Below are 21,952 nucleotides of genomic sequence, written 5' to 3'. Positions count from 1 at the left end.
GGATCATTTCTGTTCCCCTTAATTAAACTACAGTAAATTATTTCCGATGATTTTGTCATTTAAGCATTTTTAATTGTTGTCTACATCGTAATCCATTTATTACTCCAAACGATCTGTAAGTCGATCGAGATCACTTTCTGTTAAAAATACATCACGCGCCTTACTTCCACGCGGACCTGAGATGAAACCACTTTTCTCCATGCGGTCAATTAGTTTTGCAGCCCGATTGTATCCAATACTAAAATTTCGTTGTAACAGAGACGTAGAAGCACTGCCTGTTTCATGGATAAAGAGACAAGCCTCTTCAAAGAGTGAATCGGCTCCTTCTTCTTCGATACTGCTTGCAAGAAGGTCTTCTTGCCCAAATAAATAGTCTGGTGAAGCCTCATTCTGAACGTGTTCTATTATACGCTCTATTTCTTCATCCGTGACAAATGTACCTTGTAGCCGGACACTAGAAGACTGCCCATTTCCAATATAGAGCATATCTCCTTTTCCAAGCAGTCTTTCAGCTCCTGGAGAATCAATGATAGTTCTTGAATCGATTTGGGATGAAACCGAAAATGCAATTCGCGTTGGAATATTTGCTTTGATCGTACCTGTGATGACATCGACAGAAGGACGCTGTGTTGCGATAATCAAGTGAATCCCGCAAGCTCGCGCCTTCTGAGCAATCCTGCTAATTGAAACCTCGACATCCGCCGGCGCCATCATCATTAAATCGGCAAGCTCGTCAATCACAATTAGAAGATACGGCATTTTCAAAGAGAAGCGGCGATTTTCTACGGCTGCTTTATTATACCGTTCGATATCTCGGACACCCGCATGAGCAAGTAGCTCGTAACGTCTTTCCATTTCAGCTACCGCCCATTTCAAAGCGGCCGTTGCAGCTTTAACATCCGTAATAACCGGACTGATTAAATGCGGAATTCCATTGAATGGTGCAAGTTCTACCATTTTAGGATCAATCAACATCATCTTCAAATCGGTTGGTGAAGCTTTGTAAAGTAAGCTGACCAAAATCGAGTTTATACAAACGGACTTACCTGAACCTGTAGCTCCCGCAATCATTCCGTGTGGCATCTTACGCAAATCTAAGGTCACCGGTGTCCCCGTTAGGCTTAAACCGAGCACAGCTTCGAGAGGTGATGTAGAAGACCTGAACTGCTCTGTTGCGATAACTTCGGATATCCGGACTGGTCTTGTCTTTCGATTCGGTATTTCAATTCCGATAGAACTCCTTCCAGGAATCGGTGCCTGGATTCGAATATCCTCCGCTGCAAGCGCCAGCTTCAAGTCATCTGTCAAATTACGTACTTTGCTCACCTTGGTGCCTACTCCGACAGTCAGTTCAAAGCGAGTAACTGTCGGGCCTTGCATCGCTTCGATGACATTCGCTTTGACCGCAAAATGCGACAAGGCCTCCTCAAGCTTTTCCGATTGTGATTCCAGCCATTCTGTATCTTCAATTTGCGTTTCTGGCGGAATTAGATAATCCAGTGACGGGAAAGCATAATAGGGTTCTTCTTCTAGTTCTTCTAAGATTTCTTCATCTACTTTTTTCACGTCTACCGAAATCTCTTCTTGAATGGTGACAGCGGGTTTATGAGTAATTGGTTCACTCATCGTATTCGCCATTATATTTTCAATTGTCGCTTGCGATATTAAGGGTTCTTTTGCCTTTATTTTCTCTTTGTCGGATTTCAACATTAATACATTGAAAGGAACAGTCCGTTCACTTCTCATTTGCAGAGTTTGTTCGCCTTCCACTACTTCATTCTTAGTGAATTGTCCCGTTTCTATTTCAGTTAATTCAGTCTCAGTATGTTCCACTACATTTGAAATAATTCCATTTGAATCTTCTTTTACCGTCCAAGGTTCTGGTTCTATGACAACATTATCAGCCTTCGCAGCCTCTACATCATCCGGTACGGCTACTATTTCTTCATCAACAGTATCAGTCACTGCCGAATCTACTTCGGAAACTTCCGCCTCCAGCAATGCTATTTCATCGAAAGAAAGTTTACTGATTTCACTCTCCACTACAGAAGTTACTGTCGATTGAGAAGGGTAAATCGTCTCGTTCTTTTCAAAAAGATCATCAATCTTATCGTCCTGCTCACCGACATCTGCCATTTCTTCCAATGAATATAAATTTTCTTCTTCCACTTCCAAGATTTTCGGTACATCCCTTTGCGGCTTGGCAAATCCATGAACCGGCGAAGGAACTGCAGTCGGTATAAATGGTTTGCTTGAGCGTTTTTGCACCACTGCATTCATCCTAGGAGTAAGCTCCTCCTGCTGAACTTTTCCCGGAGTAGTAGGAGTTCTCCTTTTTTCTTTCTCTTCAGTACCATATTTCAGTGGAGATTGGGCTCTAAAGATATTGACCTTTCTAGTATCACTCGGCCATTTAGCATTTTCATGAAGCGGTTTCGTTTCGTAAGTATCATCTTCATCTTTAATTGGGGTTGTAGTTTTTGGATAATCACGTTCGTTGACAGGTTCCTCATCCCAACCGTATATTTCTGCATCCGAGATAATCGGAAATCGGAATGAAGTACTGTTCTTTGTTTCCATCCTTTTTAATGTCTCATCAATTTCAATCTCTCTTTTTTCATAATCCACATTTTCTATATTCTCATCTTCATCCGGTCCAAATAACCGGTTTGCAATCGTTTTAAACCAACTCAAGACTATCACTCTTTCCATGTCAATCACTCTATTTTAACAGTACTGACACGACTAAATCAAATCAATCTACTAAATGAGAAAAACGTACCATATCGGTACGTTTTTCCACACTTACTTATTGAATATTTTGCCAACGACAGCATTGTCATCTAATACTAAAATCCCTTTTTCTTCAGGTGCGTCGGCCAATCCAAGTTCTTTAGCGGAGCAAATCATTCCAGCCGATGCTACACCGCGCAGTTCCGCATCACGTATGACCATTCCTGATGGCATAACAGCTCCGACTTTTGCAATAACAACTTTCTGTCCTTCATCTACGTTCGGTGCGCCGCAGACAATTTGGACTGTTTCATTGCCAACATCAACCGAACAGACACTTAATTTATCCGCATTCGGATGCTTTTCTTTTTTCAAAACATGGCCAACGACGAATTTAGGCGTAAAGTCAACATCGAGTTTAAAGTCAACATCGTTCTTTAGAAGTGCACCCTGAAGTTGACTGACCATTCCCTCAGTTAACTCGACTTCCCCCGCGGCTTCGACTTTCATGTAAGCTGATGCTTTAAATAAGTTAATAGCAGCCAATTCCCCAGTCGCTTCGTCATGGATCAATGTTACATCCCCTTGCGATCTCGTTGTAATGGCTTCTGGTCGTGTAAGCGCGATTTGAACAAGCAATACGTCCCCGACACCATTTAAGTTATAGAATACGTTCATTTTTTCTTTCCTTCCCTTCTTGCCAAACGATTTTTAGCCATGATGAAAATTGGTTCAAGTTTCCCATCTTCGTAGATGAATGAAAGCGACGTAACCGGAACAGCGCCCGTTGTAAAGAAATGCATAGCCATTTGCGCAAGTACATCGTAGCCTGTATCGTTTCGGATATCGCCGATAATAAGCACATCTTGGTGCGGAACTGAGACAGTCATATGTCCCTCAATTTTCTCTTCCATCTCTTTCAGGAATGCGCTATTTAATATTCTACTCGCATCATAGCCGTCATTATTGTTAACAAAGTAATAGATGTTATCCGAAACTTCATCCTTTTTCATTACTGTCGGCAGCGCCCTGACCCGGAAAAGCGCAGATTCCATTATTTCCGTTTCAGATAATCCGATAGACTCTAACATGCTTTCATCGATTAAACGATAAGTCGTTCCAAGGTCCAGTGCATAATAGATACGTGTTTCAGCTGTATGATCTTTCATTAGGAAACGCTGTCCTACCGCAGATTTTTGCGGAAAGGATGATGATCTGATAACGGGGTAAATAACATTACCCTCAGAGAAACCCATTGATTGCTCTTTTTCCATTGCTTTAAATGTTTCACTGATTGTATAAACGATTTCTTTTATTGCTGCATCTTTTTTCTGTTCATATTTCACCAGAATTTCCGGTAAAGAAATATCCATCCCTTTTTTTAAAACTGAATGTTCAAGACGGACCTTATCCGTTTTCCGGTCAAACCTCCACTTGAAATGTTCAGATGGAAGATGCTCTTTTAAAATTTCAACAAGCTGTGCAGAATTCATCTACTAATTTCCTCCATTCTAAAAAAGCGCAAGTCGCCGTTTTACCGGAATGCCCTCTACAATTATCGCTCTCTTACGGTAGCAGTTGTGTAAGTGAGCGTCTGGCGCCAAGATAGTATTCCATGTCAATTACATTTTCTAGTCTATCTTTTTTCAAAAAAAGAAATTGACCTAATCCTGCTTAACAGAACGAACGATTTCCATCATTCTTGCTAGATTTTCTTCAATCTTTTTCTTTTTTGTCAATGTCGTCATTTTGGTTCCGCCAACGCTCGTAATAAGCTCGACATCATCGCCGCTTTTCACTACAGCCGCAAAGCCGAATGTATCCTCATCAGTGAATGTTGCTTGTTCGACAATTTCTTTACTTTGATCCGCCAGAAGTAAATCATAAAATAGTTTACTGTCACTCTTTTCATTTGGATTAATAAAAAGAATGAATGTTTCATCGTTCTTCATAAAGACGATATTTTGCGCATCTGAATTATCATTCATCGTAAATCCGGCAGGCTTGTATAGTTTAATGCCATCAATTTCTTCCGTACGATTTTTATCATTCGAATGAAATGCTTCTCTCGCTGTCTCGACACCTGAAGTTGCTCTCTCGTCGAGCGATTTCCCGCATCCTGCAAGCGCTAACACGGATACCGCCAATAGGAATATGAATTTCCATTTTCGGAACATTCGGCTTCCTCCATTCATTAAATTAAGCTCCATTAATCATTTTAATATTGTTGAAGTACAGTTGCAACCTAAAGACGTTGCAACCTGTTTTCCTCTCAGACCTTGTAACTTAATGACGTAACAAATCACCTCCACTTATTAACAATTCAAATGATATTTATATTGACCTATTAGAAGCTGTAAAACGTGTACAAACAGCTCATCACGCTTTACCGCGTTCGCTGTCAGCATTCCGATGGCGCCTTCTTTATTCCGGATTCCGCTGGTTTTGAAATAATTATCGACTACCGGTCCCAATTCTTTCCCAGCCGTCAACTCATCCGCAATTTCTTTCGGTAACGGAATTTGTGCACCGCCAGCCGTAAATCTTGTTCCGTCAGGAAGTGCCAATGCTCCCCAGTTGCAAAGATACATCTGCTCTTCAAGAATCCTGACACCGCCTTCCAGTCCAATTCCGACTACACCCGTTTTTGTTCCTGCTGCACGCAATGCACGGTTGATAGCACCTAATCTGGTTTCATCATCACCGAATGGCTGGTCTGAAACACCTGATCCCACTTCGGCTTCAACAAGATTTGCCAACGGGAAATGAATTGCAAGAACTTCCTTTGCCGCTTTCACTTTTGCAGGATTTGTAGATCCAATCATAAATTCCATGCATGTTCCCCTCCATATATTCAAATAGAAAACCGTCCTTTGCTCCAATTAAGAGCACAAGGACGGGGTTCAAATCATACGTTACTTTTAATTGTTTCTACCGTCGTCTTATCACATGCTTGGACGAGTTTCACGAGAAGCTCCTTCGCTGCTGCGTAGTCGTCCGTATGGATGATCGACCCCGACGTATGGATATACCGCGAACAAATACCAATAACTGCACTTGGAATGCCTTCATTCGACATATGGACCCGTCCGGCATCCGTCCCGCCTTGTGAAATGAAGTATTGGTAGGGAATATTATGAGTTTCAGCCATATCAAGAATAAATTCACGCATGCCGCGGTGAGTGATCATCGAACGGTCAAAAATCCGAAGTAATGTCCCTTTTCCAAGTTGACCAAATTCATTTTTGTCCCCCGTGGCATCATTTGCGGGACTTGCATCGAGTGCAAAGAATAAATCCGGATCAATCATTGTTGCGGCTGCCGCAGCCCCGCGAAGTCCAACTTCTTCAAGAACATTAGCACCGGAGTACAAATTATTCGGCAGTTTTTCACCGTGCAATTCTTTTAAGAGCTCGATTGCGAGCCCACACCCATAGCGATTATCCCAAGCTTTAGCAAGTATTTTCTTATCATTCGCCATTGGAGTGAACGGGCTAACTGGAACGATTTGCTGCCCCGGACGAATACCGATTTTCTTAGCATCGCCCAAATTGTCAGCACCGATATCAATTAGCATGTTTTTTATATCCATCGGTTTATTGCGCACTTCATCGCTTAACAGATGTGGCGGAATCGAACCGATGACACCAATAACCGGACCGCTGTCCGTAATAATTTCAACGCGTTGTGCTAACAGTACTTGGCTCCACCAACCGCCAAGCGGCTGAAAACGAATCATTCCGTTTTCTGTAATTTGGCTAACCATAAATCCAACTTCATCCATATGACCCGCAACCATTATACGCGGTCCATCTTCAGGCCCTTTTCTAACACCGAAAATACCACCCAGGTTATCTTGGATCAATTCGTCAGCATACTTCCCAAGCTCATTCCGCATATAATTACGCACCGCGTGTTCATTGCCAGGCGCGCCCGGAAGTTCCGTTAATGTTCTGAACATTTCAATTGTATCCTTATGCATAGAGTATTGCCTCCCACTTCTTATGTATGTTGTCTACATTAAATAGTGTAGTCGATTATTCAGAAACTTTCCATGTTTAATTCGGAAAACGAATTACTATTTTCAATAGACTAGCTCTGCAATGAATCATAGTAGTGTGGTACACTGGTTTAAATAACCATGTAGGGGGTAAAACGAGTATGAAATTGAAGGATTTCCTAGCAGGCGTGTTAACAGGTATTGCGGCCGGAATCGTTGTCAGCGAAACGATCGATCGTGTTAATCAGAATGTTTCAGCAGACTCTGTTTTAAACACCATTAAAAATGCTTTTAAAAATGAAGGTCCGATAGATGGTTCATGGATCGTCATGAAAACTGAGCCATACACGAACAATGTTATTACAATGGATGTGTACCGCGGCGGAATATCACGCATTAGAGAAGGCGAACTGGAACAATTCGAATTTGCAGCGGATGCAAAAACAGGTACAGTCGTCGAATTAAAAAAAATGTAAATTAAAACCGCCACACTGCCGAATTCTATCGGTAGTATAGCGGTTTTTTAATTGCGTTAGAAACTATAAAGTTCGAAATCATTGGATAATCAGTGCATAGAACGACTCAACATTAAAACTCCAGCGCCTGTCCTTAATGAGAAACCTTGACGGCTTCGATGATTTCCTTTCCACTTGCATCCCATTTTATTAGTCTATAATAGGCATCATGATAAAAAATAAATTTATATCCACCAGCAAGTGCTTCTTGCATCAATTTCTCTTTCGCAAAAATTGACGTCATCGGATAATCATCAAAAGCTAGCACCCATAACGGATTACTATGCGCCTGCGTTGGCATAATATCAGCCATATGGAGAATCGTCTCGCCATTCTGTGTCAATTTGATAATACTATGCCCATCGCTATGACCGCCTGTGTGAATCATTTCGATTCCTGGCAGGATAGTAATGCTTTCCTCGAATGTCTTCACCTGTTGCTGGACAGGCTCCCAGTTCTCCTTTAAATATGTATTTCTGGAACGGATATTCGGATTACGCATTTCATCCCATTCAGTTTGAGAAACGTAAATATCCGCATTCGGGAATATAGAAACAAGATTCCCATCACGCCATTCCGTCAAACCCGCCGCATGGTCATTATGCAAATGCGTCATAAGTATAGTATCAATGTCTCCTGGTGACAGACCAAGCTCAACAAGATTTTCCTCGACTTTTGCCTCTTCCGTTATCCCCAAATTCTTTTTCATTTTCTCTGAAAGTTTCCCTTTGCCATGCCCTGTGTCAATTAATATATTTTTTCCTTCATAACGAATTAAAATCGGATCGTTTCTCATTTTAATGCGATTTTGTTCATCCGCTTCATAGCGCCTTGACCAAAGCGCTTTTGGAACCACCCCAAACATTGTTCCGCCGTCCAGATAGTTCCCACTTCCATCCAGCCACGTCAACGTCATATTGTGAAAAGTATATGTATCCACAGAAACATCCTCCCTTTCCCTTACCTACATGAAATTATAGCTTATTAAATTGAGCTTCAAGCCTATATATCGGGTGCCCTTTTGCCGAAAATTTCTCTTCATATTCTGTCATGATATTATCTTCAGGCATTTCCGCATGCAAATCGAGCGATACAGAGCGAAGAATCATGCCATACTCTGACATCGAAACGAGTGAGTATTCAAACAGCAAACGGTTATCCGTTTTAAAATGGATTTCTCCGCCCGGCGTAAGTACTTCCTCATAAAGCTTTAAAAACGTTTTATGTGTTAATCTTCGTTTGGCATTTCTTGTTTTAGGCCAAGGATCGGAGAAGTTCAAATAGACTCGATCAATTTCCCCTTTGTGGAAGATAGTTGCGAGATCCATTCCATTTGCACGGAATAATCGTAGATTTGACGGTTTGTCAGCTTCAATCGCTTTTTCAAGCGCCGATACAATAACATTATCAAAATGCTCGATACCTATATAATTAACATCCGGATTAGCAATTGCCATGCCGATTATAAATTGCCCCATCCCTGATCCCACTTCAATATGGATTGGATTCTCATTACCAAACAGGTTTTGCCAGCCATTCATCATTTTTTCTGGTTCTGCTAAAAGGACATCAGGGTGTTCTGCCATGTAATCCCTTGCCCAAGGTTTATTGCGGAGTCGCATTGTATACACTCTTTTCTATTTCAATTTATGATTTATGCCTAAAAAGGTTAAAACAGGATATTTCGGTATACTAGATAGGAGCCTAGTTAATGATTCAATTCAATACCGCTATGGCCCTAAGTTTATAAACCGGATTCAATACTTCAACTTATCTAATCAATTTATAGGTTATTTCTCTTCTTCTGTATAATTTTCTTCGCCAAACAATCTGCTTATTGACGTCGTTTGTCCCAAGTCAAGTATTGCCTGTCCTGCTTTGAATTGCGTAGATTTCATCGGTACAGACATTTTCTTAAGTGAAGAAAACCAGTTGTCATATGCCCGTCTATCGATTATATCCACATCGAATGCTGAACCTGGATGATCGATATACCCGTTGCGTGAGATTAAATATTTACGTACTGGAAAATCGATTTCTTGCGCTTTAAATATACCTGAAATAATTTTTTCAGTTCTATTAAGTGCAATAAGCGGGCTGAGAAGTTTCGTTTCTTTTTCTCCCAGTTTTTTTAACCAGAATCGGTCTCCGCTTCCGCTGAATGCAGCAACATCCTGTTGCTCCAGCACTGTAATACACATGCATTCAACAGGTGTCAAAATGATAATGTCCAACTCAACAGGCGCTTTCTTCAGCAACAAAATCGGATAATAAAACAACAGATAATTATCTGGAAGTTGCTGGGCGAAGCTTCGTAAAAGTGTATCACGCAAAAAACGTGAATCGACCCTTGACTTGTCCATTATTGTCGAGCTTGCCCACTTGATTTGAAAATGAAAAAGCTGATCCAAATAAACTTTTCTTAATTGTTCAAGAGTCGAAGGATTATGAATTACGTTTAGACTAAAGCCAAAATCGTCTTCTTCACTACTTTTTTCTTCTTCGCAGTTGCTATGATTCTGCTCTGCCTCAACATCTTTACGTTGGCCGAAGACCCGGAGCAGAGGAGAAAACCACTTACTCTCCTCCGGTTCTTCTACCTCCTCCATCTCTCGTCGCCATTCTGATAAATCCGCTCCACTTTCCCATTGAGTTTTCATACGTTCCCACTGATACCTTTTTAGACGGATATACTGCGATGGATAACGCGTAAGATCTTGTTCATAACGGGATACATAGTCGAGCAGCTTAACAAGTTGCGCCATGTCCATTCACTCCGATCACATACTGTACACTATTACTCACCCGCTATGAAAGACGGGATTTGTAAGTTAAATGCTTTTTGTATCTTTTTCGTTACTGAACCTGGCACTCCTGTACCTAAAGAACGTCCATCGATTGAAATAACTGGCGTCACTTCAGATGTTGTTGATGTTAAGAAAAATTCATCCATTTCAAATGCTTCTTCAAGTGTAAAAGATTTCTCTATAAGTGGGATACCCTGTTCACTACATAGTCCAAGTATGACTTGACGCGTAATTCCATTCAATATGAGATTGGTCACAGGATGGGTATAGACTGTTCCATCTTTTACCCCAAACATATTCGAAGCGGAGCCTTCTGTGACAATCCCGTCACGATGAAGTAGCGCTTCAATACAACCTGCTTCCTGTGCTTCCTGCTTGGCAAGAACATTGCCGAGTATATTTAAACTTTTAATATCACAACGCAGCCAACGCACATCTTCCACTGACTTGACCGCGACTCCTTTTTCCATGCCTGCAATAGGTCTTGGGTTGTTGATTGCATATGCAGTAACAACTGGCGATACTGCCGGATTAGGGAATTGATGAAGCCTCGGAGCAGATCCGCGTGTCACTTGAATATAAACATGCCCGATCAGTATATTATTTGTCGCCACTAATTCACGGGCAATCTCCATTAATTGCACTTCAGCATACGGAATTGACATTTTTATCTTCGCTGCGCTTTGAAATAAACGATTAATATGTTCTTCCGCAGTATACAATTCTCCATCATATACTTTAATTACTTCATACACACCATCACCGAAATAATAACCCCGGTCATCAATGGATATGTTCAATCCATCACGTTCTGTGAACCGTCCGTCAACAAAATACACTGTCATCCTTATTCCCCTTCCGTTTTTTCAGATACGAGTCGGCTAATTGCGTCTGCGTAAATTCCAGTCGCCTTCACTAAGTCATCTATATAAACATATTCATCGGCCTGATGAGCTACATCTTCCCTGCCAGGAAACAGCATACCAAAAGCAACTCCTTTTTCAAGAACACGTGCGTACGTACCACCGCCAATCGCCAATAGATCTGCATGTTCTCCCGTATGATCAGTATACACTTCTTGCAATGTTCTGATGAGAGAGTCACTTGCATCCACATGATGAGGTGCAGAGTTCGATCCGATATCGATTGAAAAAGGTGTTTCAATTAACCGTTCCATGCATGTCGTCATTTTCTCTTCGAACGGATAGCTGACTGAGTAACGCAAGCTGACGTTAATTTCTCCTCCACTTTCAGGATTGTATGTCACGATACCCGCATTCAGCGTTGTATCGCCTGACATTTCATCATTAAACGCTAAACCTAGGAAAAGTCCTCGTGACTCATTAGCAAACGCTTCAAACATGAATTGTGTAAAGTCTTTTGATGGACCTTCTTTCAAGATCCGGTTCAAATAAGAAGCCAGAAGTACAGCTGCATTGACACCATTATCCGGTTCCATCGCGTGCGCTGATTTTCCATTCAAGCTGATGATGGTATTGCTACCTTCAATGGAAACTCCTCCTGTTACGTCATGAATATTCAAAAATGTAACGAACTGTTCGTTATCGAATTCTACGTCCCCTGACAGATGTGCCTCTGCATAATCGGGTACCATATTTGTGCGATTTCCCGACTTGAACAGCAAAAGTTGTCCGTCTGCAGTTACTGCTTTTTGCGTAAATAAAATAGAGGCAATTCCTTTTTCAGCGTTAATTATCGGGAAGTCGGCATCTGGAGCAAAACCGATAGTCGGCATTTCCTCTTTTTCAAAATAGCGATTTACACAGCGAAAGCCACTTTCCTCGTCTGTTCCAATAATGAGTCGTATACGTTTATTCAATACGATACCAGAATCACGTACTATTTTCATGGCATGCCATGCCGCTATAGTCGGCCCTTTATCATCGATAGCACCACGTCCAAACAACTTGCCGTCCTCAACAGTACCGCCAAACGGCTCATGGACCCAATTACTCCCCGCTGGTACAACATCGACGTGACAGAGAATTCCGATGAGTTCCTCTCCTCCTCCCATCTCAATATGTCCCGCCATATTATCAATATTTTTCACGAGCATTCCCGCTTTTCGGCCTTCTTCCAACAGCCAGTCAAGCGCGCGCTTTGGTTCTGGTCCAAATGGCAGATCATCGGTTACAGCGCTTTCGTCGAGTACAGATGGAATAGCAATTAAATTTTGCAGATCTTCTATTAGGTATTCTTGCCTTTTCAAAGCTTCATTTTTCCAATTTAACATTCAAGGCACCTTCTTTCATAGTCAATCTATTTTCACACGTTCGCCCAAGAAAATAAAGAGGAATCACCTTTCACAGTTTTTTTACAATTAACTCATGCAATTTTTCTATAAATACGTTATACTGGTATTGTCAGAAGTTATAATCTGACTTTTCGACCTTTTCGAAAGGATGTGCGGCGTCAAGGATAATTTCAACGTGCTTTAGGCAACATTCATAAGTCTCATGACCAAACACTTTTTGGATAATGAAGATGAAGGGGTGATTCCACACTTGAAACCTGCAACTGATCGTATGCTTACACGCATTAAGGATATTTACTTTTATATCCTAGACAATGGAACTGTAACTACAGAAAACTTGGTCGAAGAATTTGGCATCACTCACCGTACAATACAAAGGGACTTAAATGTTCTCGAGTACAACGAGCTTATTATGAGCCCGGTACGCGGTAAATGGACGACGACAGCAAAAAAGGTGAAATTATCTTCTTGACCCACGCATACCCAGAAAAGCGAAAGGCGCCAGCTCTGACACCTGCTTCCTGCAGGATTAGGGCTGGCGCTTGGAGCCTGGAATAAAACAATAAGCGCAGGACGCCTGCTACAAATAATTTGCCACTTCCTGTGGTAAAACATAGAGGGATGCAGTTCACTCCCTCTCCGCTATAGCACTCATCTCCCTTGAACCTCCGTGTATTTTACATCCAGAGGCCGGACAAACAATAAAGAGCTGAACCGTATCAAACGGCTCAGCCCTTTTCATTCCCCAGAAATCTGCATCAGTTGTTGTAATTCTTCTTCCGTCAATTCCCGGTATGTCCCAAGTGCCAGTCTTTCATCCAAATTTAAGGATCCCATTGACAAACGTTTTAAGTAAATGACTTGTTTTCCAACCGCTTCAAACATTCGCTTCACTTGATGAAATTTGCCTTCCGTAATCGTCAGCTCAATCTCGGAAATATCAGCGGACTTCAAAATGTGCAACTCGCCTGGCTTTGTCTCATAGCCATCATCCAGAATGACTCCTTCTAAAAACCGCTCTGTATCCTCTTCGGTAACAATTCCTTCGATATGAGCATAATACGTTTTCGGAACACCTTTTTTAGGTGACAGTAAGTTATGGGCAAGTTTCCCGTCATTTGTAAGCAAGAGGAAACCTTCCGTATCTTTATCTAATCTGCCGACAGGAAACAGTTCATAAATTTCTTTTTCAGCATCCAGTAAATCGATGACCGTTCGATCCCTCTTATCTTCTGTTGCGGATAGTACCCCTTGCGGCTTGTTCATCATCAAATACATAAATTCTTTATAGACAACGCGTTCACCGAGTACCGTGACTTCATCCTTTTCGGTATCGACATGCAGTGCTGCATCTTTCACTGGTTCCGTATTAACCCGGACAGCTCCTTTTTTCATTAGCTGTTTAACTTCTTTCCGGGTGCCATAGCCCATGTTCGATAACAATTTATCTAAACGCATTTTCTTCCTCCTAAAAGCCTAATTTCTTCGTGAATCTAGTCAATCGCTCACCGAATAATTTCTGCGCGAGACCCGTTTTAAGTGACAGATAGCCGTAAATGGCAGCACCTACAGTGGCACAAATCATAATGTAAAGAAAAGCGTGCATTTTCCCATCAGCAGGACTGATTGCCGTCAGACCTTTTAGCGTAAATACGACCGCTATTAACATGATGATATTTAAAATTGCGATGAGAATCAGCCTTCTGAACACCATCTGCGACCTATAATGAAGTACTTTTGTAATGATGGCTATATTGATGCCGACTGCCACTGTATAGCCAATTGAAGTCGCTATAATGGCACCATTCGTTTCAAATACTTTGATGAGCGGTATATTCAGCACCAGTTTGAAAAATAGTCCGAGCAACGAAGTGAAAACGATCCACTTATGTCGGTCGATGCCTTGTAGAATGGCGGCTGTCACCGTGTACAAACCAAATAAAATTGCGACCGGTGCATAATTTGCCAGTATTTCTGCTCCTACAGCATCTTTTTCATATAGAAATTGGTAGAACTCATTTGACAAAACGATTAATCCAATGACGATTGGAACAGTCAAGTACAGCATAATTTGGTAGGTCTGATCAAGTGAATTTGTAATCCCTTTTTGATCATTTTTTGCATAATAACTTGTAATGACCGGAATAAGAGCCATCGAAAATCCTGTGGCGACCATAACTGGTATCATGACAATTTTATGCGTTAAAAAGTTCAGCATCGTTAAATAGATGTCAGTCACTTTTGCAAAACCGATTGAAGACATCGCCTCATTGAATGTAATCATATCAACGAATTGATAAAGGGGATTAATTACCCCTACCAGGACGAATGGCAAGATATAAGCAAATACTTCTTTGTACATATCTTTGAATGAAACATCACTTGATGAAGTGCTATTCGCAAGAAGATGGTCAAATTCTGGTTTATAACTTTTCCAATACTTGAACAAGACAGCAAGACCCGCAAGCGCCCCGATAAACGCCGCAAATACCGCGAAATTCACTGCAGTTTTCGGAGATCCATGCATGAAGTTTACGACAATAAACGCTCCTGCCAGAACGACAATAATTCGCACAACCTGTTCCACTAACTGAGAAACCGAAGTCGGCATCATTTTTTGATTGCCCTGTAGGAAGCCTCGCACGATACTCATAAGTGGAACGGCAAGCAGTGCATAACTGACCCAGCGAATCACATTTGCAATCTCTTCGATTGTGAAGATTTGTTCATCATCTTTACGAACAAGTTTTGCAATCGGTTCAGCTAAAAAGTACAGTGTTAAAAATGAAAGTATACCTGTGACTGCCATCACAAGCATCCCTGACTTTAAAAGTTTCCGTCCTGTTGCATAATCGCCACGAGCATTATATTTTGCTACGAATTTTGAAATCGCGAGTGGTGCCCCTGATATGGCGATAGCTAACGCGATATTGTAAGGGATGTATGCATATTGATAGAGACCGATACTTTCTTTGCCAACGATTGCGTAAAACGGAATAACATATAATAGTCCAAGCGCTTTCGATAAAAATAGACCTATCGTCAGTATGAAGGTCCCTTTTACAAGATTTGATGACATGTTTGATCCTTCCATTCTCCCTAAATCTACTTAACAGTTTACCCCCAGACGACGCTTTTCACAATGTATATCCGTCATTTGTGTCTAACAGAAAAAACTGAAAGTGTGGTTTCCATTATATATGACGTCATCATCTGACAATTAGTTAGTAAAACATATAAACAAGTTAAACTAAATTGGCAGTTGCCAAAGAAAAAATAGTAGAAACAATACAATGGAGAGTGTATTCAAAAAATCAGGCAACTTATCTCCACTGAATTACGGAGAAAAGATAGCCTGACTTTTGTTCTGTCTGTGTCTCAAGTCACCAGGTAAGCTCAGTATGATTCATTTCGTTTTAATTTAATGTTTTCATTAGCAATAAGTACTCCTTGCTTAAATTCTTCATAGTCAGGCTCTGTTGAGTTTAGGAAGCATGTGGTAGCAATTTTTTTTGCAATCAATCTCCTACCTTTTCTGACTACATCCATTCCCCCTGCATGGCTAATCAATTTATGATAGATGCGCTGACACTCTTTTTGTTGAAAAGCATCGTGTCTTATTTTCTCGTTCTCCGCGCTTGTTGGATACGACTGCTCTTGATATCCCTCTTGCTGACTTCTAGGCTGTTCAATTTCGCTATTTACTTCTCTAGTCATTCGGTACCCTCTTCCTATTCTTCATTTAAAGCAAATATACTCTGCTTCCTCATCATTCCAATTTATCACAGGCACTATCCCAGTCTTGGGAAAGAAATTCCAAACACTTCTACTCGCACTATTCTTGAAATTTTTATTGTAAAATCATTTTTAATTGTACCATATGCCGTCGTTATATTTTCTTCCATTTTGACCGCCCCTACTATTTTTCAATGATGCTGTGTTAAACTGTTATTTAATAATCCATTACCGAAAGGCTTGATAACATAATGACTACTAACCATGTTGATGCAGACGTCATCATCATTGGCGGGGGGCCATCAGGATTGATGGCCTCGATTGCCGCTGCTGAAAACGGAAGGAAAGTTCTCCTTCTTGAAAAAGGTAAAAAACTTGGCACTAAACTGGCCATTTCAGGGGGCGGGCGCTGTAACGTTACGAATCGCCTGTCACAAGAAGAAATCGTTAAAAACATTCCAGGGAACGGGCGATTTTTATATGGTCCCTTTTCAGTTTTCAATAATGAAGACATCATTCATTTTTTTGAAGATCTTGGCGTTGCATTGAAAGAAGAAGATCATGGCAGAATGTTTCCTGTTTCGAACAAAGCAAAAGATGTTGTCAATGCATTGCTGACAGAAATGGATCGTTTACATGTTGAAGTGAGATTAGAAACGCGCGTTAAAAAGCTTTTGATGAACGAAGAACAAATTCTAGGTGTCAGACTCGATTCTGGTGAGGAGATCCGTTCACACGCTGTTGTTGTTGCGGTCGGTGGAAAAGCAGTTCCTCAAACCGGTTCCACAGGAGATGGTTATCCATGGGCGGAAAAAGCCGGCCATACCGTGACAGAACTTTATCCGACAGAAGTACCTTTATTATCAAATGAACCATTTATTGTTTCAAAGGATTTACAAGGTCTTGCTCTTCGTGATGTGGCAGTATCCGTCCTTAACGCCAAAGGTAAGAATCTGATTACACATCAAATGGACATGTTGTTCACCCATTTCGGCTTAAGCGGGCCCGCAATTTTACGATGCAGTCAATTCGTTGTGAAAGAACGTATGAAAAATGGCAACAAGCCTGTTGAAATGAGAATTGACTCCCTTCCAGCTCTGAATGAAGAACAAGTATTTCAGCTGCTGAACACCGCGTTAAAAGAAGATTCAACAAAAGCGGTGAAGAATGTTTTGAAAGGAATTGTCCCTGAACGCTGGATGCTGTTTTTATTTGACCGGTCAGGAATTGATCCGGCTGATACCGGAGCCCAGATGCAGGTCGAAAAAATCCGTACATTGGCTAAATTGTTGAAAGCTTTTTCAATGAACGTCAATGGTACACAGCCACTTGAGAAAGCATTTGTCACAGGCGGCGGAGTCTCCGTAAAAGAAATCGTTCCGAAAACGCTAGGTTCCCGTAAGAAAGAAGGTCTCTACTTCTGCGGTGAAATTTTGGATATTCACGGCTATACAGGAGGTTATAATATTACTTCCGCACTTGTAACTGGCAGAATTGCCGGGATAAATGCGGGAGAGCATGCAACCAATAACCTGTAATTTTTAAGGTAATATAATAACACCTATATATGTTGAACAAATGAATACTGCATAGACGCTTTACAATGGATAGAATTAGAAATCCTGCTAATACCGATTCGACGCTTTGTGGTAGCCTTCGCTGGATAGTCTATTTGAGAAAATGTATTTCATTATCTATGATGAACTATTGAATCCGGTGTATAATCTGAGCGAAGGCGCCTATTCGGAGGTAGCCGAAGCCATAAGACTGGCGGCAAAGCTGCTTGGCTTATGGCGGGAGGCATTCCCTAGCGCCGTAGCGGTTCAATGGAATTCTTTATTTCATTTTATATAATATTAACTAGTAATCACCTTATAATCTCGGCATATACATCTCAAAATCACATTTCTCTCACTAATGAACACCCTGGCGCAGGCACGGCAAAGGCATCCCAAAAGCGTCAAGCGTTCTAAAATCCACACTCCGAATTACAACCCTCCCTTTATTGAGCGCTACAGCAGATTCAATGGGATTCTTTAATTCAACATATATAATAAGGTTTTTTTCCTGTTCCGTATTTAACCAATTGGACATATATGACAAATCCCCTTTAATTTGGAAATTGAAGGGGATTTGTCTTTTTTAACGAATTCATTTACATACTAGATTCAATGTCTACGTCGCGGTCGTTTAAAGGCTGAACTGGGCGATGATTGTCCTCAAAGATTTGACGGAATAAATCAATTTGTTCCTTAGACATTTCAATTGGTTGCTCTAAGACGATCCATTCAACTTCTTCTGAACATGGTGGAGTAGTCAAAGAACCTTCATAACGGAAAGTTTGCTTATTTTCGGGCAATAACCCTATTAAATCGATTGCTTCGGTTACTGTTACATCTTTAGTTGTTACTTCTTTAGGAAGGACATTCCATGCTTGCTCTAAAACAGGGTTATTCGAACCTTCTTTAATCATTAAACCGATAACGGCTAATTCATTATTCGCGCTTTTATGTACTAAATGAAGTTCCATGTCAAAACCCTGTCCGTTAAATTCGTGTTCGCTCGGAGTATGGAAATGGAATTGAGCTAACATGTACTCTTCTCCGTCAACGACAATAGAATTATCTATTGCTGCTGGATTTCCTTGAATCGTATGGCCATTGTTAGCTAAAGAAAAATTTGTTGGGGTATAGTTAAATTTCAACTTCTCTATTTTGTCGTCTTTCTCGGTTTTTGCCATTTCAATGTTAATCGGAGACTGTTCCTTACCATTCGTACAAACGGCGTTGGCAGGATCTAAGTCACCCCAATATTCCGGACCGGTTTCACCTTCATATGACCAATGGGACGATTGAACCTTTGTTGTTTGCTTTTCTTCTTGAACATTTTCTGAAGCCTTTTCTTCTTTCGGCACGTCAGCTGTCTCAGAAGAACAAGCAGCTAGTGATAACAAAAGACAAGTAGACAAAATCGGATAAAAAACTTTTTTCTTCATCATCTGTAGATCCCCTTTTTTATTATATTTTTTTAAATAAAATCATAACTAATACATTCTACACTATTCAGTAAACGTTAAGATACCTCATTTCCCGTTAAAAAACTTACACATTAAAATACATTCTATAGTCCTTTCTATTAAACATGAACTTTTGTCATAGGTTACATCAGTTTTCAACAGTCAACCGCTCCATTCAACCTATTATATATACAAAAATCCGCCGAAAGAGACGTATCTCTTTCGGCGGATTTTTTAACCTACCGCAACAATATTTATAAGTCTTCCTGGGATTGCGATGACTTTCTTCACTTCTTTACCTTCAAGAAGTACTTTCACACTTTCATCTTCAAGTGCAAGCTTCTCAAGTTCATCCTTCGTAACGTCTTTCGATACGACGATTTTCGCACGCACTTTGCCGTTAATTTGAACAGCCATTTCAACTGTATCATCGACAAGTTTCGCTTCATCATATGTCGGCCATTGTTCATACGTAATTGTATTGCTATGACCTAACTTCTCCCATAACTCTTCTGCAAGATGCGGAACAACTGGCGCTACCATTATAACAAAGCCTTCAACATATTCTTTTGGAATCGAATCCACTTTATATCCTTCATTAATGAAGACCATCAACTGAGAAATTGCTGTATTATTACGCATTCCTTCAAAGTCTTCCGTCACTTTTTTCACTGTTTGATGGTAAACTTTCTCCAGCGGTCCGCCCGTTTTCCCACCAATTTTCGTGCTAAGTGATCCATCTTCATTGACGAACAGGCGCCAGATACGATCTAGGAAACGACGAGCACCGTCAAGACCATTCGTCGTCCACGCTTTTGAACCTTCCAAAGGCCCCATGAACATTTCATAAAGGCGAAGTGAGTCAGCTCCGTGTGAATGAACGATATCATCGGGATTAACTACATTTCCTTTTGATTTCGACATCTTCTCATTACCTTCGCCAAGAATCATTCCTTGGTTGAATAACTTTTGGAATGGCTCTTTCGTATGAACAACGCCAATATCATAAAGCACTTTATGCCAGAATCGTGCGTAAAGCAGATGTAGAACCGCGTGTTCTGCTCCACCAACATAGATATCTACAGGCAACCAACGTTTCGCAAGTTCAGGGTCGATGATCATTTCATCGTTATCCGGATCAATGTAACGTAAGTAATACCAGCAACTCCCCGCCCATTGTGGCATCGTGTTCGTTTCGCGACGACCTTTCATCCCTGTTTCAGGATGCGTCACGTTCACCCACTCAGTAATATTCGCAAGTGGGGATTCACCTGTACCACTCGGCTTGATATCATCTGTGACTGGTAATTTCAACGGTAAATCAGCTTCGTCGACTGGTGTCATTGTGCCATCTTCCCAGTGGATAATTGGAATCGGTTCGCCCCAATAACGTTGTCTTGAAAACAGCCAGTCACGAAGACGGAATGTAATCTTCTTATCACCTTTGCCCTTTTCAACAAACCAAGCGATCGCTTTTTCGATTGCTTCTTCTTTGCCTAATCCATCGAGGAAACCGGAATTGACATGTTTTCCATCTCCAACGTAAGCTTCCTTGGATACATCTCCTCCTGCCACAACTTCAACAATCGGCAGGTCGAATTCTTTCGCGAACTCATAGTCACGTTCGTCATGTGCTGGAACCGCCATAATCGCGCCTGTTCCATATGTTGAAAGTACATAATCTGCAATCCAGATCGGCATCTTCTCGCCGCTTGCAGGATTGATTGCGTAAGCTCCCGTAAAGACACCCGTTTTTTCTTTTGCGAGATCCGTACGCTCAAGATCACTCTTCATTTTCACTTCGTTCAAGTATTTCTCAACTGCATCCTTCTGTTCTGCAGTCGTTACTTTTTCGACGAGTTTTAATTCAGGTGCAAGGACTGCATACGTCGCTCCAAAAATCGTATCTGGACGTGTTGTGAATGCTTCAAACGACAGATCTGTTCCGTCGATTTCAAACGTCAGCTGTGCCCCTTCAGAGCGGCCAATCCAGTTGCGCTGCATGTCTTTCAAGCTTTCCGGCCAATCAAGTTCATCAAGATCCTCAAGAAGACGGTCTGCATAATTTGTAATGCGTAATACCCATTGGCGCATTGGACGGCGCTCAACCGGGTGGCCGCCTCGTTCTGACTTACCATCGATTACTTCTTCATTCGCAAGAACCGTACCTAGTGCTGGACACCAGTTAACAGCTACTTCATCAACGTAAGCTAAGCCTTTATTGTAAAGTTGGATGAAAATCCATTGCGTCCACTTGTAATAAGATGGATCTGTCGTATTAATTTCACGTTCCCAGTCATAAGAAAAACCAAGATCGTTCATTTGACGTTTAAACGTTGCGATATTTTTCGCTGTGAATTCTGCTGGATCATTGCCTGTATCAAGCGCGTATTGCTCTGCCGGAAGGCCAAATGCATCCCAGCCCATCGGATGCAGGACATTAAAGCCTTGCTTCCGTTTGAATGAGCTCAAAATATCTGTCGCGATATAGCCAAGCGGATGCCCAACGTGTAGTCCAGCACCTGATGGATATGGAAACATATCAAGCGCAAAAAATTTCGGTTTAGACGGATCATCCATCATTTTGAATGTTTTATTGTCTTTCCAGTATTGTTGCCACTTCTTCTCAATTTGTCCGTGATTATAACTCATGTAAAATTCCTCCTATTCAAATCAATTGCGCCTCGGCGTAATTGCGTCCAGATTTTGAATCGAGCAAGCTCGATTCAAAATCTGTGACATCCGCCGGAGGCTTTATTTTCATTCAGCCGGTGCATGAACACCGGCTGAATAAAAATAAAAAAACTCCCGTCCCTTAAAAAAATAAGGGACGAGAGTCGTATAATTCCCGCGGTGCCACCCAAATTGACG

General features: G+C 41.3%; 19 protein-coding genes and 1 other annotated feature (1 of these 20 only partly in view). Of the genes, 3 read left to right on the top strand and 16 right to left on the bottom strand.

Annotated elements, in window-relative coordinates:
• Nucleotides 1-99 precede the first annotated feature (99 nt).
• From MKZ11_RS12175 to MKZ11_RS12150, 6 genes are all read right to left on the bottom strand, one after another.
• Nucleotides 100-2,694: a DNA translocase FtsK gene (locus MKZ11_RS12175; protein WP_340794693.1), complete on the bottom strand. Its 2,595-nt coding sequence runs from the start codon at nucleotides 2,692-2,694 to the stop codon at nucleotides 100-102.
• A 111-nt stretch (nucleotides 2,695-2,805) separates the two neighbouring features.
• Complete coding sequence (ytpR, locus tag MKZ11_RS12170; protein ID WP_340794692.1) at nucleotides 2,806-3,411, bottom strand: YtpR family tRNA-binding protein; 606 nt, start codon at nucleotides 3,409-3,411, stop codon at nucleotides 2,806-2,808.
• Nucleotides 3,408-4,226: a DUF1444 domain-containing protein gene (locus MKZ11_RS12165; protein ID WP_340794691.1), complete on the bottom strand. Its 819-nt coding sequence runs from the start codon at nucleotides 4,224-4,226 to the stop codon at nucleotides 3,408-3,410. The genes ytpR and MKZ11_RS12165 overlap by 4 nt, the downstream gene beginning before the upstream one ends.
• Nucleotides 4,227-4,397: 171 nt before the next feature.
• Nucleotides 4,398-4,910: a hypothetical protein gene (locus MKZ11_RS12160; protein ID WP_340794690.1), complete on the bottom strand. Its 513-nt coding sequence runs from the start codon at nucleotides 4,908-4,910 to the stop codon at nucleotides 4,398-4,400.
• 138 nt (nucleotides 4,911-5,048) lie between these two features.
• Nucleotides 5,049-5,567 carry a DUF84 family protein gene (locus tag MKZ11_RS12155; protein ID WP_340794689.1) on the bottom strand — a complete coding sequence of 173 codons (519 nt, stop codon included), beginning with the start codon at nucleotides 5,565-5,567 and terminating at the stop codon, nucleotides 5,049-5,051.
• A 74-nt stretch (nucleotides 5,568-5,641) separates the two neighbouring features.
• Nucleotides 5,642-6,715: a M42 family metallopeptidase gene (locus MKZ11_RS12150; protein ID WP_340794688.1), complete on the bottom strand. Its 1,074-nt coding sequence runs from the start codon at nucleotides 6,713-6,715 to the stop codon at nucleotides 5,642-5,644.
• A 179-nt stretch (nucleotides 6,716-6,894) separates the two neighbouring features.
• On the opposite strand from MKZ11_RS12150, the gene MKZ11_RS12145 reads away from it, so the two are divergent.
• Nucleotides 6,895-7,209 carry a hypothetical protein gene (locus MKZ11_RS12145; RefSeq protein ID WP_340794687.1) on the top strand — a complete coding sequence of 105 codons (315 nt, stop codon included), beginning with the start codon at nucleotides 6,895-6,897 and terminating at the stop codon, nucleotides 7,207-7,209.
• 133 nt (nucleotides 7,210-7,342) lie between these two features.
• Here MKZ11_RS12145 and MKZ11_RS12140 read toward each other — a convergent pair whose 3' ends face one another.
• The 5 genes from MKZ11_RS12140 to pepV all read right to left on the bottom strand — a co-directional run bounded on the left by MKZ11_RS12140 (nucleotide 7,343) and on the right by pepV (nucleotide 12,309).
• Nucleotides 7,343-8,188 (bottom strand): YtnP family quorum-quenching lactonase, encoded by an 846-nt coding sequence (locus MKZ11_RS12140; RefSeq protein WP_340794686.1) that lies wholly within the window; start codon nucleotides 8,186-8,188, stop codon nucleotides 7,343-7,345.
• Nucleotides 8,189-8,222: 34 nt separating this feature from the next.
• Entirely contained in the window at nucleotides 8,223-8,870 is a 648-nt protein-coding gene (trmB, locus tag MKZ11_RS12135) for a tRNA (guanosine(46)-N7)-methyltransferase TrmB (protein ID WP_340794685.1), read from the bottom strand.
• 168 nt (nucleotides 8,871-9,038) lie between these two features.
• The gene (locus MKZ11_RS12130) at nucleotides 9,039-10,013 is read right to left on the bottom strand and encodes a nuclease-related domain-containing protein (RefSeq protein WP_340794684.1); all 975 of its coding nucleotides are present in this window, start codon (nucleotides 10,011-10,013) and stop codon (nucleotides 9,039-9,041) included.
• Between the two features lie 32 nt (nucleotides 10,014-10,045).
• Nucleotides 10,046-10,900: a D-amino-acid transaminase gene (dat, locus tag MKZ11_RS12125; RefSeq protein WP_340794683.1), complete on the bottom strand. Its 855-nt coding sequence runs from the start codon at nucleotides 10,898-10,900 to the stop codon at nucleotides 10,046-10,048.
• A gap of 2 nt (nucleotides 10,901-10,902) precedes the next feature.
• Nucleotides 10,903-12,309, bottom strand: a complete 1,407-nt coding sequence (gene pepV / locus MKZ11_RS12120; RefSeq protein WP_340794682.1) for a dipeptidase PepV — start codon at nucleotides 12,307-12,309, stop codon at nucleotides 10,903-10,905.
• Between the two features lie 271 nt (nucleotides 12,310-12,580).
• Between pepV and MKZ11_RS12115 the strand changes: the two genes are divergently transcribed.
• Nucleotides 12,581-12,802, top strand: a complete 222-nt coding sequence (locus MKZ11_RS12115) for a DeoR family transcriptional regulator (protein ID WP_340796992.1) — start codon at nucleotides 12,581-12,583, stop codon at nucleotides 12,800-12,802.
• Nucleotides 12,803-13,068: 266 nt separating this feature from the next.
• Here the strand turns inward: MKZ11_RS12115 and MKZ11_RS12110 are convergent, their stop codons facing one another.
• From MKZ11_RS12110 to MKZ11_RS12100, 3 genes are all read right to left on the bottom strand, one after another.
• Entirely contained in the window at nucleotides 13,069-13,788 is a 720-nt protein-coding gene (locus MKZ11_RS12110) for a pseudouridine synthase (protein WP_340794681.1), read from the bottom strand.
• 10 nt (nucleotides 13,789-13,798) lie between these two features.
• The gene (locus MKZ11_RS12105) at nucleotides 13,799-15,409 is read right to left on the bottom strand and encodes a putative polysaccharide biosynthesis protein (RefSeq protein ID WP_340794680.1); all 1,611 of its coding nucleotides are present in this window, start codon (nucleotides 15,407-15,409) and stop codon (nucleotides 13,799-13,801) included.
• A gap of 317 nt (nucleotides 15,410-15,726) precedes the next feature.
• Nucleotides 15,727-16,047 (bottom strand): hypothetical protein, encoded by a 321-nt coding sequence (locus tag MKZ11_RS12100; protein WP_340794679.1) that lies wholly within the window; start codon nucleotides 16,045-16,047, stop codon nucleotides 15,727-15,729.
• Nucleotides 16,048-16,316: 269 nt separating this feature from the next.
• On the opposite strand from MKZ11_RS12100, the gene MKZ11_RS12095 reads away from it, so the two are divergent.
• Complete coding sequence (locus tag MKZ11_RS12095; protein ID WP_340794678.1) at nucleotides 16,317-17,603, top strand: BaiN/RdsA family NAD(P)/FAD-dependent oxidoreductase; 1,287 nt, start codon at nucleotides 16,317-16,319, stop codon at nucleotides 17,601-17,603.
• A 617-nt stretch (nucleotides 17,604-18,220) separates the two neighbouring features.
• Here MKZ11_RS12095 and MKZ11_RS12090 read toward each other — a convergent pair.
• Nucleotides 18,221-19,063: a carbonic anhydrase gene (locus tag MKZ11_RS12090; RefSeq protein WP_340794677.1), complete on the bottom strand. Its 843-nt coding sequence runs from the start codon at nucleotides 19,061-19,063 to the stop codon at nucleotides 18,221-18,223.
• 252 nt (nucleotides 19,064-19,315) lie between these two features.
• Nucleotides 19,316-21,733, bottom strand: coding sequence for a leucine--tRNA ligase (leuS, locus tag MKZ11_RS12085; RefSeq protein WP_340794676.1), 2,418 nt, complete (start codon nucleotides 21,731-21,733; stop codon nucleotides 19,316-19,318).
• Between the two features lie 171 nt (nucleotides 21,734-21,904).
• Nucleotides 21,905-21,952: a binding site (T-box leader), on the bottom strand (it continues 171 nt past the right edge of the window).

The sequence above is a fragment of the Sporosarcina sp. FSL K6-1508 genome, assembly GCF_038007465.1.
Lineage (GTDB): Bacteria > Bacillota > Bacilli > Bacillales_A > Planococcaceae > Sporosarcina > Sporosarcina psychrophila_B.
The sequence above is the reverse complement of the archived record's forward strand: the minus strand, read 5'-3'. Positions and strand labels throughout refer to the sequence as shown.

What these genes read in the sequence shown, in the direction of transcription:
- MKZ11_RS12110 (WP_340794681.1), bottom strand. Translation starts at nt 13,788, where the DNA reads ATGCGTTTAGATAAATTGTTATCGAACATGGGCTATGGCACCCGGAAA.
- MKZ11_RS12165 (WP_340794691.1), bottom strand. Translation starts at nt 4,226, where the DNA reads ATGAATTCTGCACAGCTTGTTGAAATTTTAAAAGAGCATCTTCCATCT.
- MKZ11_RS12155 (WP_340794689.1), bottom strand. Translation starts at nt 5,567, where the DNA reads ATGGAATTTATGATTGGATCTACAAATCCTGCAAAAGTGAAAGCGGCA.
- MKZ11_RS12105 (WP_340794680.1), bottom strand. Translation starts at nt 15,409, where the DNA reads ATGTCATCAAATCTTGTAAAAGGGACCTTCATACTGACGATAGGTCTA.
- MKZ11_RS12150 (WP_340794688.1), bottom strand. Translation starts at nt 6,715, where the DNA reads ATGCATAAGGATACAATTGAAATGTTCAGAACATTAACGGAACTTCCG.
- MKZ11_RS12100 (WP_340794679.1), bottom strand. Translation starts at nt 16,047, where the DNA reads ATGACTAGAGAAGTAAATAGCGAAATTGAACAGCCTAGAAGTCAGCAA.
- MKZ11_RS12095 (WP_340794678.1), top strand. Translation starts at nt 16,317, where the DNA reads ATGACTACTAACCATGTTGATGCAGACGTCATCATCATTGGCGGGGGG.
- MKZ11_RS12090 (WP_340794677.1), bottom strand. Translation starts at nt 19,063, where the DNA reads ATGATGAAGAAAAAAGTTTTTTATCCGATTTTGTCTACTTGTCTTTTG.
- MKZ11_RS12145 (WP_340794687.1), top strand. Translation starts at nt 6,895, where the DNA reads ATGAAATTGAAGGATTTCCTAGCAGGCGTGTTAACAGGTATTGCGGCC.
- pepV (WP_340794682.1), bottom strand. Translation starts at nt 12,309, where the DNA reads ATGTTAAATTGGAAAAATGAAGCTTTGAAAAGGCAAGAATACCTAATA.
- trmB (WP_340794685.1), bottom strand. Translation starts at nt 8,870, where the DNA reads ATGCGACTCCGCAATAAACCTTGGGCAAGGGATTACATGGCAGAACAC.
- dat (WP_340794683.1), bottom strand. Translation starts at nt 10,900, where the DNA reads ATGACAGTGTATTTTGTTGACGGACGGTTCACAGAACGTGATGGATTG.
- MKZ11_RS12160 (WP_340794690.1), bottom strand. Translation starts at nt 4,910, where the DNA reads ATGTTCCGAAAATGGAAATTCATATTCCTATTGGCGGTATCCGTGTTA.
- ytpR (WP_340794692.1), bottom strand. Translation starts at nt 3,411, where the DNA reads ATGAACGTATTCTATAACTTAAATGGTGTCGGGGACGTATTGCTTGTT.
- leuS (WP_340794676.1), bottom strand. Translation starts at nt 21,733, where the DNA reads ATGAGTTATAATCACGGACAAATTGAGAAGAAGTGGCAACAATACTGG.
- MKZ11_RS12130 (WP_340794684.1), bottom strand. Translation starts at nt 10,013, where the DNA reads ATGGCGCAACTTGTTAAGCTGCTCGACTATGTATCCCGTTATGAACAA.